At 58.8% G+C, this 14,536-nt stretch carries 14 protein-coding genes, 1 tRNA gene and 2 pseudogenes; 6 read left to right on the forward strand and 11 right to left on the reverse strand.

The annotated features are described in order from the left end of the window. Positions 1 to 61: 61 nt before the first annotated feature. The 5 genes from QZ964_RS15290 to QZ964_RS15310 form a co-directional block, all read right to left on the reverse strand. The gene (locus tag QZ964_RS15290) at positions 62 to 355 is read right to left on the reverse strand and encodes a hypothetical protein (protein ID WP_292532504.1); all 294 of its coding nucleotides are present in this window, start codon (positions 353 to 355) and stop codon (positions 62 to 64) included. 120 nt (positions 356 to 475) lie between these two features. After that, entirely contained in the window at positions 476 to 1,345 is an 870-nt protein-coding gene (locus QZ964_RS15295) for a nucleotidyl transferase AbiEii/AbiGii toxin family protein (protein ID WP_292532505.1), read from the reverse strand. Next, positions 1,333 to 2,415 (reverse strand): type IV toxin-antitoxin system AbiEi family antitoxin, encoded by a 1,083-nt coding sequence (locus QZ964_RS15300; RefSeq protein WP_292532506.1) that lies wholly within the window; start codon positions 2,413 to 2,415, stop codon positions 1,333 to 1,335. Before QZ964_RS15300 ends, QZ964_RS15295 begins: the two co-directional genes overlap by 13 nt. Positions 2,416 to 2,649: 234 nt before the next feature. Further along, complete coding sequence (locus tag QZ964_RS15305; protein ID WP_292532507.1) at positions 2,650 to 3,579, reverse strand: hypothetical protein; 930 nt, start codon at positions 3,577 to 3,579, stop codon at positions 2,650 to 2,652. After that, positions 3,576 to 4,265 carry a hypothetical protein gene (locus QZ964_RS15310; protein ID WP_292532508.1) on the reverse strand — a complete coding sequence of 230 codons (690 nt, stop codon included), beginning with the start codon at positions 4,263 to 4,265 and terminating at the stop codon, positions 3,576 to 3,578. The genes QZ964_RS15305 and QZ964_RS15310 overlap by 4 nt, the downstream gene beginning before the upstream one ends. A 452-nt stretch (positions 4,266 to 4,717) precedes the next feature. Here QZ964_RS15310 and QZ964_RS15315 point away from each other — a divergent pair, with 452 nt between their 5' ends. Then, positions 4,718 to 4,975: a hypothetical protein gene (locus QZ964_RS15315; protein WP_292532509.1), complete on the forward strand. Its 258-nt coding sequence runs from the start codon at positions 4,718 to 4,720 to the stop codon at positions 4,973 to 4,975. Positions 4,976 to 4,982: 7 nt separating this feature from the next. On the opposite strand, the gene QZ964_RS15320 is transcribed toward QZ964_RS15315, so the two are convergent. Both QZ964_RS15320 and QZ964_RS15325 read right to left on the reverse strand, forming a co-directional pair. Beyond that, complete coding sequence (locus QZ964_RS15320) at positions 4,983 to 6,386, reverse strand: relaxase/mobilization nuclease domain-containing protein (protein WP_292532510.1); 1,404 nt, start codon at positions 6,384 to 6,386, stop codon at positions 4,983 to 4,985. Then, positions 6,383 to 6,754, reverse strand: a complete 372-nt coding sequence (locus QZ964_RS15325; RefSeq protein ID WP_292532511.1) for a hypothetical protein — start codon at positions 6,752 to 6,754, stop codon at positions 6,383 to 6,385. The genes QZ964_RS15320 and QZ964_RS15325 overlap by 4 nt, the downstream gene beginning before the upstream one ends. 495 nt (positions 6,755 to 7,249) lie before the next feature. Here QZ964_RS15325 and QZ964_RS15330 point away from each other — a divergent pair, with 495 nt between their 5' ends. Continuing rightward, positions 7,250 to 7,675 carry a tyrosine-type recombinase/integrase gene (locus QZ964_RS15330; RefSeq protein ID WP_292532512.1) on the forward strand — a complete coding sequence of 142 codons (426 nt, stop codon included), beginning with the start codon at positions 7,250 to 7,252 and terminating at the stop codon, positions 7,673 to 7,675. Between the two features lie 90 nt (positions 7,676 to 7,765). Here the strand turns inward: QZ964_RS15330 and QZ964_RS15335 are convergent. Together QZ964_RS15335 and QZ964_RS21560 are read right to left on the reverse strand one after the other, a co-directional pair. Then, positions 7,766 to 7,879, reverse strand: a tRNA-Ser gene (locus QZ964_RS15335). Positions 7,880 to 8,014: 135 nt separating this feature from the next. Continuing rightward, positions 8,015 to 8,287 (reverse strand): HupE/UreJ family protein, encoded by a 273-nt coding sequence (locus tag QZ964_RS21560; RefSeq protein WP_367119281.1) that lies wholly within the window; start codon positions 8,285 to 8,287, stop codon positions 8,015 to 8,017. Between the two features lie 106 nt (positions 8,288 to 8,393). Here QZ964_RS21560 and QZ964_RS15340 point away from each other — a divergent pair, with 106 nt between their 5' ends. From QZ964_RS15340 to QZ964_RS15350, 3 genes are all read left to right on the forward strand, one after another. Further along, positions 8,394 to 9,365: a toll/interleukin-1 receptor domain-containing protein gene (locus QZ964_RS15340; RefSeq protein ID WP_292532513.1), complete on the forward strand. Its 972-nt coding sequence runs from the start codon at positions 8,394 to 8,396 to the stop codon at positions 9,363 to 9,365. Positions 9,366 to 9,450: 85 nt separating this feature from the next. Beyond that, positions 9,451 to 11,616, forward strand: a complete 2,166-nt coding sequence (locus QZ964_RS15345) for a hypothetical protein (RefSeq protein ID WP_292532514.1) — start codon at positions 9,451 to 9,453, stop codon at positions 11,614 to 11,616. Beyond that, positions 11,613 to 11,825, forward strand: coding sequence for a hypothetical protein (locus QZ964_RS15350; protein WP_292532515.1), 213 nt, complete (start codon positions 11,613 to 11,615; stop codon positions 11,823 to 11,825). Before QZ964_RS15345 ends, QZ964_RS15350 begins: the two co-directional genes overlap by 4 nt. Before the next feature lie 366 nt (positions 11,826 to 12,191). Here QZ964_RS15350 and QZ964_RS15355 read toward each other — a convergent pair. Next, a pseudogene (locus tag QZ964_RS15355) lies at positions 12,192 to 12,877 on the reverse strand (IS630 family transposase); the annotation flags it as partial. Between the two features lie 120 nt (positions 12,878 to 12,997). Here QZ964_RS15355 and QZ964_RS15360 point away from each other — a divergent pair. Beyond that, entirely contained in the window at positions 12,998 to 14,059 is a 1,062-nt protein-coding gene (locus tag QZ964_RS15360) for an IS481 family transposase (protein ID WP_292532516.1), read from the forward strand. Between the two features lie 106 nt (positions 14,060 to 14,165). On the opposite strand, the pseudogene QZ964_RS21565 reads toward QZ964_RS15360, so the two are convergent. Further along, a pseudogene (locus tag QZ964_RS21565) lies at positions 14,166 to 14,495 on the reverse strand (transposase); the annotation flags it as partial. Between the last annotated feature and the right edge of the window lie 41 nt (positions 14,496 to 14,536).

The raw sequence follows: 14,536 nt of genomic DNA on the forward strand, positions 1-14,536 counted from the left end.
GGATCATCTCGGAATCGGGGGGCGCCATCATTCCGTAACGGGTGGGCGCCTTCATCTCGTTTTAGGGGGCGCCATCAAGCGGAATCAGCATTGCGATGTTCGAGATCGCTTTTTCGTGGGCGGCCTTCGATTTCAGCAGCTTGGCTGCTCGGTGCACGAAGCCTGATTGGGCGGCGACAATTTCAGCGGTCAGCTCGATTACGCCCCCTGCGCCGAAGGAAAACGGACGGTGATTCTGAATCTGACCCGTTCCAGCCGTACTGCTTTTGGCAGAAGCAGCATACGCTTCCAGGAACTTTGTCGCGAAGCCGACAAGCTCCTTATCGTTTACCTCCGGTTTGCAGTTGCTTGTCATAAGTAGGCGTCCACAAATTCTTTGAAGTGTCTTGCAAATCACTGGATGACCGTTATCCGTTTTTTTGGGTATCACATGGAAGCCCGACTTTTTTTCGCGGCACGATTCTCGACAGCGTCATTATCTTAGGCCCAAGGCGCGCAGCCAGGCATCGACCTGACCGAACGCGTCCTGCTGCCACTGGTCCAAAGTACGTTCGCCCAAAGCGTTCGTATCCTGGACGAACCGGCGGACACGGTCTGGACCGTAGTTATCCACTCGGTCAAACTTTTCGGCGATGTAGCGGTAGCCTCGCGCTGCGCTGTCATGTTCAAGCAATGCGCGGCAGGCCTCTGCGAGCGCCTCGGGGCCACCGGGGTAATTACGAACGCAATAATAGATGTCATATGCGTCTTTTTGCTTGAGGCGATTTTTAAGGGCGTGCCCCTTCATCGCTAACAGTGCCGGTATCGAGCAGACAGCGATTTCGACACGATTGGGACCGCCATCGGGCATCGAACCTTCGACCGCGACGAACTGGTAGAAGCGAATCGCCAAATCCGCTCCATCGGCTTTTTGCACGGCAAAATCGGCGACGAGCGGGGGGCTGTTCTTGATGATTTCCACTTCCCGCGGCATGAGGAAATCCACCACCACGTTGATTGGCGGGCCATCATCAATACCGGGGACTGTTCGTACGAGCTGGAAAGGGCGGAACCCCATCCTCTGTTTATAGCCATTATCCATCAAGGCCTCGACGAGGGTGGCGTACTCCCCGTCGCCGAGAGCCTCTGGATCGAGACTAAGATCCACGTCGATTGATCCGACGTGCGGCATTTCCTCGTTGTCGAGTAGCAGCCAGGGGACAGCGCCGCCTATAACAGCGAATTTCCCTCTGAAACTGCCCAGAATCTGTCCGATTTCTATTAGCACGCTCTTGACAGCCGTAGTCGTGCGGTCGTCGTAGTCGGCCGCCGACTGCGGCTCGGTAGCCGTTGTCAATTCTTCCATGAAAGCTTCTCCTGTCTTAAATGCTCTGCGGCTTCCCGCCCTCGTTCTCCCGAAACCCAAAGGTCGAGGTAGGTCTGGACCGCGCTGGTGCAGATGGCACCCGGCGCCGGCTCGACCGTGTCGCGGAACAAGCCCAAATCCTTCGGCACAGTTACGGTGACATTTTCTCCTTTTGGCGAGGGAGCGAGTTCGAGACGCTCTTTCAGGAGTTCCAGCCCGGCGCTATCGGCGTAGAAATACTGCATGCCGGTACGGCCGAAGGGTGCCAGCCAATGAGCCGCCGAAAAGAACGCAAAGACGGCTTTGCCACTCCCAGACGACACGCCAAGAACATCGCGTGCGGCCCGCTCAAAAGCGCTGCCATGCAGGATCGTATAGAAGGAAAGCCTTTTTCCCTCAGGCGCCTCATATTCATCGCGCCATGCGTTGAGCAGTGCATCTGGTTCGGAGAGAACAAGGCCGTCCTCTGATACCCGCGCCAGCTCTCGATCAAGCAACCCGGTGCGAACGTTGCTGACGTGACCAAGACTGACGCCGGCCGTCTCAGCCAGCTCGGTGACGCGCCAGGCGCGCCCCGGATCGCGGAACATGATGCGTAGCACCCGTGCCGATTTGGGCTTGAACAGCGACCTTAGGGCGCGCCGATCGGCGGGCGGCCTGTCGGCAACGCGCCGTTCAATGAAGAGGTTATCAAAGGCAAGGCGGGCGTTGCCGACGAGGTCAAGAAAAGCGACGTTGTGCTCTTTGCAAAGCGCTTGCGCCTCCGGCGACAAATACGGGGCGATCAACACAGGAACGGCGTCGTGCCCGGAGTGCGCGACATAGTTCCGTAACTGGAGCAAAGATTCACGGACATTCCGGGGTTGCCCGCTGGATTTCACCTCGCAAACCAGAATTTGCGGGCGGTCAAAGATTTTTAGATGCACAAGGATGTCGATCCCCCGGAAAGGCAAGGCTGGCTCAATCTCGACCCTTTCCACCCGGATAGCCGGAACCTCCGCCACAAGTTCCTGGAAAGCCGCGGCGGCGCGGTTCTCTAGTTCCTTCACTGATTCTGGTGCTTTCAACATTTGTTGAAAATAGCATATTTAATGAAATGGCGCAAATAAGTTTCACCAGATACTACATTTTCAGCAAATGCTGAAATACCCCGGCTCGCTGAAAGCCACCCCCGCCTTGGCTGGCCAAACGGCAGTCCAGTTTCCGAAACCCCGCCGTCGAGAACAATACGCAGGGTCCCCATTGAAGGCCTTGGAATAGGACGACCCGCCGCCATGCGGCCTGCTGGGGCCTGCCTCGTTTGTTCAGCCGGCGTGAGCGATCAGCCCAAGTCCGTACGAGCTGCGCCATGCGGGCGAAAGCACTCCATCACGCAAGGCTGCCAGAGCTTGCCCCTGAGTTGCAGGACTTCTACGCATTCCGCCCGGTTCAGGCTCCGGAGTGAGCATCAGGGCATCATCGATGCCGGCTTCGCCCCACCTCACCCGCTTGAGAACTGTTGCATAAGGCCCCGTCGCGGAGACGAACGCCCGCACCGAAGCAATCTCATGATGCTGAGCGTAGGCAACCAATGCGCGCTCGATCAAGCGATTTGGCCACCATGATGGAACGAGGCGCGCATTGTAAGAGCCGATCGGCTCCTGCGCGAGGACGACTCCATACCCGCCGCTGAGGATTATAACGTGCATTCCTGCCGCCATGAGGTCGGCAAGCGCATTCCGTCCGCTCTCGTATAGAGAGCCGTCATAGCGTTGCCATGCCGGAACGAGACGCCGCTCATCAAACGGCACAAGAGACTTCGCGCACTCTCGCGCCTTCATTAGCTCGACGGCTATATCTTTTGGCAACGACTGCGCGATCGCTGGTCCATCTCTACCTACAACGTCGAAATTCCGCTTTTCCCCCGAGCAGGGAATGACGAGCAAGGTCTTCGCAAACTCCTCGGGAATGAAAGGGCTGTCGAAATCCCGCTGCGTGGCATTCGGTCTGGAAGTGACCCGTGAAACTTGTGCCGGTTTGGCAGACAGCGCTGATCCGACCGCGATGTTATTGACAATCTTGCCCGTCGCGCCGCGCTCCCGCTGAAGCACTCCATTCGTGGCCAGATGCCTGCAAACCTGGTTGACGGTCTGGCGCGGCTCGATCCCGAGCTGCTTTGCGATCTCGTCATCATCGAGCCCTGGTTTTTGCAGGAGCAAAGCGATGATCCGTTGTGAGTGCGTCTGACCGCTCATGTCCTTGCCAGCGCCTCTAGCCGGTCAAGAAAGGCGGGATCGTAGGCATCAGCCACATGGTTGTTGTTCCAAAGATGTGACTCGCGCACCAATGGCCGGTCGCAGGAGTGGCCGAGCCAGCCTGGCGAGGCCGGATCAAGGACTTGCTTACGGTAATTACTAAGCAAGGCGATGGCGTTACGCTCAATGTAACCGCGCTCGCTGCTTTTCCCCGGATCGTCAGGGATACCGACCCAGACAAAGCGCATGGTGCCGATCGCCTCGCTTACGGCGCGCTCCAGCGCGATCTCACCCGCACGGATTTCGGCGGATGCAACCGTGCTGCCATTATCCCACGTGGGGCACGTAAGACCGCTTCGGCCGATGACTGCCGTTCCAACAATTAGGCGGAAGATCGAGCCCCGGTGATTGCCGCCGCCGGAGCGGCTCGTTCCTCGATGCTGCGACAAACGCTTCCAAAGCGTTGTGCGCGAACCAGGCTTCAACGCGTGCGTACCGACGCGCACGATGCGCGGCCCGGTACCGCTATCGCTGCGAAACTCTCCATCTTCCATAAAAAAGTACACGCCGCGCTCCGGCCAGCTCAGCCTCCCACTGCACTGAGATAGCAAACGGGAGCCACCCGAGCGCTCCTGCAAAACGCCGAGAATGTCATAGAACCGCTTGAGATCATCCAGCCGTTTCATCCCAAAAATATACTTGGCCTAGCGTGGCAGCTTCCATGTACATTCCCGCTCTCGTGGCAAAACACTCACAGAAAAACCCTCGCAACGGCGGACAAATGCAGGCGCTGTAGCACTCCTCCATGCAGACCGGGCACCGCCTTTCAGGCGATTCCCGATAATGGACACAAACGCTAATCCCTCCGGTATCCGAACCCCGCGGACGGCGGTGACCGGTGTCCCGGGTGTGATTGCGCGTGGACCGTTTCACCTTGCTCTCTACACTCGCCGTGGCGTCGGCCTCGTTTTCGGCAAGCTGACGGTAACGCTAAAGCGCGCCTTTCGTGTTGATTCAAACCGACGCTGTCACGCATTCGGCGGGCTTGCCGACCGCCAGCGGAAAGACTGACCAGGTTCTGACCAGGACACTTCTGCCCCGCTCCCGTACTTCCGCATCGCAAAGCGGAGGAACGCACATGGTCACCGAGAAAGACCTCAACAAAAAGCCCGGCGAAATACCGGAGAGCATAAAAAAGGACGCGCCAAAGATGGTCCTGCGGCCGGATGGAAGCTGGCGCGCACTCGCAAACGAAGTCGACCGCGTCGAAATCGAAAAGCGCGACGCCGCCATCGCCAAGAACAAATGGGCCGCGCGCGTCAAAGAAGAAATGAAGCAAAAAGAGGCGCGTTTCCGAAAGATCGGCCTGCGCTTCAACAGAAGCGCGCGGTGGTGACAAGTACTCAATCGCGCCGGAGCCCGAACCCGCGAGGACGGCGGCGGCCGGTGTCCTGGGTGCGCTTCCGCATGGGCTGTTTCGCCTCGTTCTCTTCACGCGCCGTGATGTCGGCCTTGTTTTCAGCAAGCTCGCGGTAGCGCTCCAATGTCGCCTTCTCCCGCGCCGTCAGGCCGTGTTCCTGGACAAGGCGCTGGTCGCGGGCGAGTGAGCGGTTTTCGCGGGCTTCGACCCGGTCCAGCGCCTCGGCGCGGCGCTCCAAATTTTTGCGCTCGCGCTCGTAGCGGCGGTCAAGGGCCTCGTTTTCGAGGCGGTGGCGCTCGGCCATATTGAGTTTCGGGTTTTTGTAGAGCGGCGCCAGCACGCTGCGCAGGACCGGGACCTTGCCGATCAGCGCGAGCACCGCCGAGGCGGCGCGCGCGAAGGGTTGTTCGGCTTCGCGCTTTTGCGCGGCGTGCAGCGCCATGCGCTCCTGCCGCTGTTTCAGTTCAAGGGCCTGACGCTCCGCGGTCAGGCCGGCGCGGCGTTTGTCCTGCCGCGCCTTGAGCTGTTCCGGAGAGCGCTTGAGGTGCGGCGCGGCCTCGGGGTCGAGCGCCTCTTCTTCGCATTCGGCGGCGACGCGCTTGCGGGTTTCTTTTACGCCCGGCAGGTCCTCGGGCGTCAGGGGCGCAAGCTTCGCCTTGATGTCCTTCGCCCGCGCGCCGTCGATCTGGCGGCTCAGGCTATGGACCTGCCCGGCGCCGTCCACGACGACAAACCCGCGCTCGTCGCCCTGTGCGAGGTGATAGCCGGATGCCCATAGCGCATTGATGAAGGCCTGCGCGCCGTCCGATTGCCGGAAGGCGGCGGTGATCGCGGCGCGTCGCTCCTGCGCTTTCAGTCCGCTGCGCTCCGCCTGGGCCTGCTCCCCCGCCCTGATCGTGGGGTCCGCCGCGAACCGCTGCGCTCCGCGGTTTCTGGCAAGGCCGTCCGGCAGTTTATGGCCGAAGTCCCTTGCCAGTTCCTGCGCGGCGACCCGGAGTTTCTGGTGGTCGTGGGAAAGCTGCACCGCGCGCATGTTTTTGGTGTCGATCCGCGACCAGACGACGTGGCAGTGCTCCCGGCCCTCTTTCACATGAAAGACGACGGCCCGCGGCTGTCCGGTCAGGCCCAGCCGGTCCTCGATGCGGGCGACGGCGGCGAGATACTGCTCGCGCGTCATCGGCTCCGACGGATTGATGGAGAGGCTGTAGAGCGGCTCCTTGCACCGCGTCCCCGCCGCGTGCGCCTCGAATTCGGCAAGCGCCCCGTGCAGGTCCCCGGCGAGCGTGCCCCTGACCTCCGCCAGCTCCATCGAGTCGTTGTCGTAGATGTTCATTAGATGGCTGGCGAGGTCGTCGCCGCCCGCGCGCTGGCTGCCTTTGAGGATCAAGGCTCCCGCCCGAGGGCTTCGAAGCAGACCGTCCGCAGCTCGGACAGGTCGCGCGTCGCGGCGTCGATCAGGGCATGGGTCCGGTCCGGATCGGCGGCCCCCGCCGCCGCGCGGAAGGCGTCCGCGACACGGCCCAGCTCGCCCAGCACCCGGGCGACGGCCTTGTGATTGACCGTCGGCCGGCGCGCCGCGCGCGGGGGTTCGGCGGAGAGCACGGCGGAGCGGATCAGGGCGCCCACCGTCGTCCCGGCGCGGTCCGCTTCGGCCCGGACGGCGGCGGCCTCGTCGGCGGAGAAACGCGCCTGCAAAATGACGGTGCGTTTACGGGTTTCCGAACCGCTCGCTTTTCGCGCGCCGTCATCCGTCATGGGCGGGGCTCCTTCGCGGGGTCCGGGATGCGCAATCCCGGCCGTGGTCCAGCGGCGGCACGGCTGGTCCAAGGGACGGTCCAGGGGGAGAGGGAAGTCTCCCGGACCTGGTCAATGGGGTTCCGAGGGGAGAGTGAAATCTCCCTTCGGTCGTGATGCAGCGGCGACACGCTGCGCTCGGCCGGCGGGGGTTCGATACCGTCGTCCGGCCGAACAGCCGGGGATGCAACGGGGGCGGCTCCTGAGCCCCCTTGCCAAGATTGCGCGGTATGACCGCGCACATCTTGCACAGCTCACTATTGCCCATAATTTCATCTTACAGGCGAATCGGGATCGTCTGAAAACAGCGTGAAAATATTTATCACAAACCGGACTCAAACGCTCCGGACCTGTCCGGTTATTCCCCGCCTGAACCGTCCCCGGATTGCCATTCCAGGAACAACGCTTCCTGCGCCACGATGTAATCGCACAGCTCTTCCCCGGCGCCGATCGGACGTGGTCGCGTTCGGCCGTCAGCACGTCAAGGAGGGTTGGATCACCTTCACGCAGGCCAAGAACCGCAACCGCAAGCCCGTTACGCTTTCGATTCCGGTGCGACCGGAACTGAAAGCGATCGTCGAGGCGACGCCCTCGGGCAATCTGACGTTCCTCGTCACGGCCTTCAACAAGCCGTTCACGGCGAACGGCTTCGGAAACTGGTTCCGGGACCGCTGCAACGAGGCCGGATTGCCGCACTGTTCCGCGCACGGTCTGCGCAAGGCCGCCGCTTCGCGCCTTGCCGAACTAGGCGCCGGCGAAAGCGAGATCATGGCGATTACCGGCCATACGACTTCGAAGGAAGTCGTGCGCTACACCCGCGGCGCGCGTCAGAAAGTTCTTGCCGCGAAAGCGATGGCCCGGTTCGACGAAGACAAAAATTGAACAAAACTGCCCCACTTTACTCCGGCGCGGAGCAAGGTGGGGCAAATCCGCTTTCTAACAGATTGAAATTTCAAGCGATGATGTAACGGATGGTGCCCAGGGGCGGAATCGAACCACCGACACTGCGATTTTCAGTCGCATTGTATCTTAAATAATAACAATATGTTACACGTCATCGATTTTGGAAAACCCGCCTATTTGGGCCAATGAGATAGGGTCAATTTGGAAAACGTGCATGCCCTTGCAGCAATCTCGATGACGAGTCGAATAGAATCAACCGCCCCTTCACCCGCAACGTCCCCGTTGCGTCAAAAGCGGGCGAACCGCAAAGCGGGACTATTACAAGAGGTTGGACACCGCGAACCCGACGCGCTGGATTGCCCAGAAGCCTGCCACTGCAATGCAGGCTGTAGCCAGACTAATACGCCCACAGCGCCAGGCCCGCAGACTCATTTTGCCGATTGAGATAATTGCAGGCCATGTGACCAACACGATCGCCAGGTGACCAATTTCGACCCCCAAATTGAAGGCCAGCAAGCTTTGCCATATGTTGGCAGCGTCAACTCGCAGTATCTCATGCAGGACGAAGTATCGTCTCAACGCCTTATCCAACCGCGTCTATTGCCATGGTGCTGAACGCAACTAAAAACTTGATTTGGTAGAACCAAAATGCAAGGTTCGAGGAACCTAAGTATACAACTTAAACGATACTGCTCGAATGACTTTCGTCTTTCTAAGCCACGCCTCCGAAGATAAGCAAGACCGGGTAAAGCCAGTTGCTGAGGCTTTGCTGCTACAGGGGGTCAGTCTTTGGCTCGACCGGCCGGGGCAAGGAGAAGGCAATTTTGGGTTCAGCGAAGATTTTATCGATCAACATTCCATCAGCAGCCTCGTTGCCGGCCGCCCCTGGGATGACCAGATCAGGGAAGCGCTTCATCAAGCTGGAGCAGTTCTGATTTGCCTCTCAAAGGCTCTCAGCAAAGCTCGTGAGATCTGGGTTCACGAATTTCTCATCGGCGCCTATCAGCAGAAACTGGTGGCCTGCATCGTCGATGACCTTCTCCACGCGGATATTCCGCAGTTGGGGCTGGTTCCGTCACAAATTCAGGCTGAGCGCATCGATCCTAAACTCTTGCGGAACGCTGTCGACATTGTCCTGCAGGCAGGCATCTTAGAAGTTGGGGCTGTACTCCCTCCGCTGCTCCTGAGGGAGTGGGAGATCACGCGAAAGCTTGTTAGTGATATTCACGTAATCCTCGATCGATCAGGACTTCGTCCTGCTTCGGCCGTCGAGATGACCAATGCTACTCGGCTCCTGGCCGAATTTCCGATAGGGCCTGCCGTGCGGCTTTCCGAGATCCCGCCCGAACTTGTGGCTCTGTTTGCGAACCGTTTCCGAGATCCGGCGCTCGCAACGTCGTTTTTTGAGCGAGCAATGCAGCTCGTCCGACGCTGCAAGAACGAGGGCTTTACGGACCGGCAGATGATCGTGGGTCCAGGTGAGTTGCTCAATCCAAAGTTTGTCACGTCTGACGAATACTGGAGCGCGGCTTTCAGTAGAGCTGGTCTGAAATCGAGACGGACGCTCGCTGCCCTCTTACTGGCTCCCGGAGCGCCGAGGGTGGATCGTCCGGAGTTGGCCGAGATCCTCCCTAAATTCTTAGCTTGGCTCAAGACAGGCTGGAATTAAAAAAATATGCTTTCATTTAAACAGAGAGGTTGTGATGTTCGGATTGAAGCGCCTCCTACCGACATTGTATCTAAGATCCAAGAGCGTGGCTCTTTCGACTTTGTTCGCCGTGTTGACGCTCCTCGCGCTACAGCAGAGCGGTTTCTCCGAGGCACCAGCGCCGGTCGAGATACACAATCAGATCATCACCGCGATAAGCGATGCTCTTGCAGAGAGCCGCAAAGAAACCGGCAGGCAACTTTCTGCTCTCGGTTTTGAGCAGCAGATCAGAGAAATCCAACTGCTCGACGACCATCCCATCCAATCTTTCTCGCCGCAAACAATGGTCGAAACGCTCTACCGGCGGGCCGAAGCGGGCAAGAAAGGCGATGGTGACCGGTTTCTCGCCCTCCTGCATAATGAAGCTGCTAAGTCGAGCGCCGCTATCGCAAGAGACCCCGACTTCAAAACGTTGGGACAATACACTCCCAAGCAACTGAAGGAACCTTTTAATTTCGCTCCATTACCAGCCGGGAAGCAAACGCCGCTTAAACCGGCGGCGGCGAAAGCGGTCGGTGTTTTGTCTGAGCATCTTTCGGGAGGGCATCTGGCAAAGGTCAATGGGCTTTTTTTGCGAGTTCTGCAGGCAAAGGGATTCAATCAAAGCCAATTCGAACGCGTTCTTGCGGAATCGAAATCGACCCCAGAGGCGATAGAGAGGCTACTTGAGGTTGGGACGCCACCGCTAGCCAAGGAGCGTGCCCTCCTTGAAATCATGATAGAGACGCATGCCAAGAGCGCAAGCTTTGCTGTCGATCCCCAGGTTCTTGCTGTGATGGATGAACTATCCCAAGAACTACCGGCGGAAATCGAACGTTACCGGGATGTGGAAGACACAATTCCGAGCCGCGTCGCGCAGGCTGCAGAGGCTGCCTCCATCGGCGAGCGTGGAAAGGCGAGCAAAGAGCCTATCATAGCAATGTGGAACAATCGCCGAGATACTGGCAGCGCCAGTTCTCCTGGTGGAGGGGGTGATGGGCCTGACATCGGCGGCGCCGGCGGCGGCAAAGGAAGTTCCAAGGGATATTCTGGCGATATCTATAGAGGCGGCCCCGGCGGCGGAGCAGGACAGCATGCTCGCGCCTACAGCAGTTACACGTCCTCGACGTTTGGAAGCACCTCGGCAAGTTCGATGCCAAGCGGGGTGGGACGGGTCGCCCCCGCAACACCGCGGAGCTACAGATCTGCCATCATTTCGGCGAGAGCGGCCCGCGGTATTGCCCTTGGCGGGACCGTATCGAGCGAAATAAACCCGTTGCCACTCCGTGCGATTTGGTATCCGAATGCCAAGGACAACCGCTGGGGACGCCTCTTCCTGGAATTTCCGGATAAGGACGGGAAGAAAGTGATAGCCGCGTCCCGAGTGTTGTTTGCAGATAGTTTCTACGCCTCAGCGGAGGTCTTATGGGGCAAGCATGATGATGAGGCCACATACCGGGATGGGAATATCCTCGTGCTCATGAGTATGGTCCCCGATTCTTTAATCAAAAAGGAAGGCGCGGAAGCCATCGAGAAGCAGTTGGAAAAGTTGCGCAGTGACGCGGCGGCCAACAACAAAAGCGACGCGGAGCTATATCAGGAACTCCGAAACTTAATAGCGAATGGAAAGAATCTGCAACGCACTCGGGGTGTTGTAACGCACCCAGCACTATTCGGGCGTGAGTTGGCCTGGTCGGCCGTTCGAGTGGATTTTTCCTTTAACAACATTGACGGCCTAAGCAAGGAGGCCGCTCTCATGAATGGCGGGAAATCAATGCCAGAAGCTGTGACCACCTCCGTGGAGGGTGCCGATACGTGGCAGTTTTACGAACTCGATTCCGTTATCCAACTCGGAACTGAACAGGGGAAAGCGCAAACCTTGAAGGTTATATCCAAGCCTTCCGGCAAAGAAAGCAATCGCAGTCATTTTGCAATTTCCATGTTTTCCATCCCAGAATCGGATGGAGATGGGCCTGCCGATGCAAAAGCAAAGCGTCTTCCCGAACTTGAAGGCAAAATCCAACCAATGCTCGATTGGCTTTCTACCAATCATCACGATTTCATTCGCTTGAACGATTTTTCCGAGGCGTTCTCTCTCTTGCGGTGGTTGAAGTCCAAAGATATTCAGGTTGTAACAATTAATTTGTCAGGACAACTTGCGCCGCTCGCTACACCAGATCGAGTGATAATTGGAAAAGGCCCCGGAGTAAAGCACAACACGAATTCGAAATGAGCAAAACCGAGGATTTTCAGGCGATAGTATCCGCTAAGGTAGTCATGTGCCCCAAGCCGTTCGAGCATACGATTGAGCAAACCCTGCCGGGTATTTGTCCCTGGCTCTTGGAGGTCAATCTGGGCTATCGGTGGAAGGCGTTCTGTCGCAATGTCTTCAATAAGGAATTCCCACGCAATACCTCCGCGTTCTATCAAGAAGTTTACTGATTGTCCGCGCCGTAAAAAAGCGCACAATGTCATCTCGCGCAGCAAGCCACGCTTGTGCGGTTGTACCAAGGTGCGCTTGGCAAGGGCCAAGGAGCAATTGCCATGAGTTGGAAACCACGGGCTCACGTAAGTCTATAGAAAAAGGGTTTGGGCTGGCAATTTCATCCGGCCACACTGAATCATCGAGGCGCACTGGTACAACGATCCCACGCTTTATTCGGCCGTCGAGTCCTCTTGTAAAACTTGGGTCGAGTGAAACGGCACGCCGCATTTCGTGTCGGCAGTAATCACTTACGAGATATTCGGCATCGAGGCAGAGTAGTTGCACGTCTGCCTGATCTTGCGTCTTATACCAACCTGCGCTGATCAGAACCGATGCGCCCAGTCGCGCAATCCGATGGACATGATGCGCCAGGGTTGTTCGATGAGTTTGTTCCAGGCGTCGTAGCAATGGTCGACGATGTCATCGTATGATTTGAACACGCGATTGGAGAGCCAGTTGTCGCGCATGAACTGCCAGAGGTTCTCGACCGGGTTGAGTTCCGGGCATTTGGCCGGCAGCGGCAGGATGGTGATGTTTTCGGGAACGGCGAGCTTGTCCGTCATATGCCAGCCTGCTTGGTCGACCAAGAGCACGGCATGCGCGCCAGCGGCGACGTTCTTGGCGATTTCGGCGAGATGCAGGTTCATGGCGTAGGTATCGCATTTGGGTAGAACGAGCGCCGCGCCCTTGCCGTCCTTGGGCGAGATCGCGCCGAAGATATAGGTCGACGCGGTTCGCTGGTCCTTTGGCGCGGATGGCCGCGAACCGCGTTTCGCCCAGCGTCGCGTGAGCTTGTTCTTCTGGCCAACACGCGCCTCATCGGCGAACCAGATTTCTATGTCGCTTGCATGGACGCCTTTTTCGCGCGCGATTTCCTCCAAGCGGGCGGAGAAGCTTTTTTAAAATTCTCGATCGCGCCCTCGGCCTGCGCATGATGGCGCGGCCGCGCCGAAAGCTTGCGATAGCCCATCGCGCGCAACTGGCGGCTCATCGTCGTGTCGGATACGGTGTAAAAGTTTAAACTTAATCTGACAGACGGTGTTTTTCAGCCACGCATGGAAGCCGTGGCGGGGGCGGAGCTGGTCGGGGTAGCGCAGCCCCCGCCACGGCGGCTCCAGGAGACACCGATATGACCAAGGATCAGAAAGTCATTCGCGCCAAGGCGGGCCTGCTCGAACTGGCCAAGCAGCTCGGCAACGTCAGTCAAGCCTGCAAGATCATGGGCTACAGTCGCGACAGCTTCTATCGCTTCAAGGACCTCTACGACAAAGGCGGCGAACTGGCGTTGCAGGAGCTGTCGCGCCGCAAGCCTTTGTTGAAGAACCGAGCCGCGCCCGAGACCGAGACGGCGGTCGTGGCCATGGCGATCGACCAGCCGGCCTGGGGTCAGACGCGCGTCTCCAACGAATTGGCCAAGAAGGGCGTCAGCGTGTCGCCTTTTGGCGTGCGATCGATCTGGCTGCGCCACGACCTTTCCACCATGAAGCATCGGCTGAAAGCGCTCGAAGCCAAGATGGCGCAGGAAAAGCTTATTCTCACCGAGGCGCAGGTCGCTGCGCTCGAAAAAGCCAAGGCCGACAAGGAGGCGCACGGCGAGTTTGTCTCCGAATGCCCCGGCTATTGCGGCGCCCAGGACACGTTCTACGTCGGGACCTTGAAGGGCGTCGGCCGCGTCTACCAGCAGACCTTCGTCGACACCTACGCCAAGGTCGGCTTCGCCAAGCTCTATGACCGCAAGACGCCGATCACCGCCGCCGATCTGTTGAACGACCGAGTGATCCCGTTCTACGAGGAGCACAGCATCCCGCTTCAGCGCGTGCTCACCGATCGCGGAACCGAATATTGCGGCAATCCCGAGCGGCACGAATACGAACTCTATCTCGCGGTCGAGGACATCGATCACACCCGCACTAAGGCCAAGAGCCCGCAAACCAACGGAATCGTCGAACGCTTCCACAAGACCATGCTCGACGAGTTCTATCGCATCGCCTTCCGCAAGAGGGTCTATGCGACGATCGACGAGCTGCAGGTCGATCTCGACGCCTGGATGCGCGAATTCAACGAACTCCGTCCGCATCAGGGAAAATGGTGCTTTGGAAAGACGCCGATGCAGACCTTCGTTGACGCGATGCCCCTGGCGCGCGAAAAAACAAGTCAGGTTCAGGAGCTCGTCGAAAGGCCCGCTGCCTGATCAGTACCCGCCAGCTCTCCCGTCCGTCAGATCGAGTAGAAACTTGTACAGATACGGCGATCCGAAATTCTTCGAACATCCATTGGCAAAGATCGACGATCCGCCAGCGCACGACGCCATGGATCGCCGGCGTCGGGCCGTCCTCGATCATGCGCATGAGCGCGGCGCGGTGTTCGTTCTTCAGGAGCGAGGGTTGACCCGGCGCCTTGCGGTCAACGAGGCCACTCTCGCCATGCGCATTGAAGCGCAAAACCCAGTCGCGAACGACCTGGAGCGTCACGCCGCCAATCTTCGCCGCCTCGCCGCGCGGCGCGCCGTCGTAAATTGCGGCGAGCGCCAGGAGCCTGCGTGCCTGAGGCCCATCTTTCGCGCGCTTCGCAATCGCCCGAAGCGCATCCGCGTCAAAGTCTTCCCGCAGTCCAATCGCAGCCGCCATGGCGAACCCCCTGGAGTTCGCCAACTAGAATCAGACGAAAG

The sequence above is a fragment of the Methylocystis sp. genome (genome assembly GCF_021731785.1).
Taxonomy (GTDB): Bacteria; Pseudomonadota; Alphaproteobacteria; order Rhizobiales; family Beijerinckiaceae; genus Methylocystis.

Coding starts and splice junctions, on each gene's coding strand:
- QZ964_RS15290 (WP_292532504.1), bottom strand. CDS start 355: ATGACAAGCAACTGCAAACCGGAGGTAAACGATAAGGAGCTTGTCGGC.
- QZ964_RS15295 (WP_292532505.1), bottom strand. CDS start 1,345: ATGGAAGAATTGACAACGGCTACCGAGCCGCAGTCGGCGGCCGACTAC.
- QZ964_RS15300 (WP_292532506.1), bottom strand. CDS start 2,415: ATGTTGAAAGCACCAGAATCAGTGAAGGAACTAGAGAACCGCGCCGCC.
- QZ964_RS15305 (WP_292532507.1), bottom strand. CDS start 3,579: ATGAGCGGTCAGACGCACTCACAACGGATCATCGCTTTGCTCCTGCAA.
- QZ964_RS15310 (WP_292532508.1), bottom strand. CDS start 4,265: ATGAAACGGCTGGATGATCTCAAGCGGTTCTATGACATTCTCGGCGTT.
- QZ964_RS15315 (WP_292532509.1), top strand. CDS start 4,718: ATGGTCACCGAGAAAGACCTCAACAAAAAGCCCGGCGAAATACCGGAG.
- QZ964_RS15325 (WP_292532511.1), bottom strand. CDS start 6,754: ATGACGGATGACGGCGCGCGAAAAGCGAGCGGTTCGGAAACCCGTAAA.
- QZ964_RS15340 (WP_292532513.1), top strand. CDS start 8,394: ATGACTTTCGTCTTTCTAAGCCACGCCTCCGAAGATAAGCAAGACCGG.
- QZ964_RS15350 (WP_292532515.1), top strand. CDS start 11,613: ATGAGCAAAACCGAGGATTTTCAGGCGATAGTATCCGCTAAGGTAGTC.
- QZ964_RS15360 (WP_292532516.1), top strand. CDS start 12,998: ATGACCAAGGATCAGAAAGTCATTCGCGCCAAGGCGGGCCTGCTCGAA.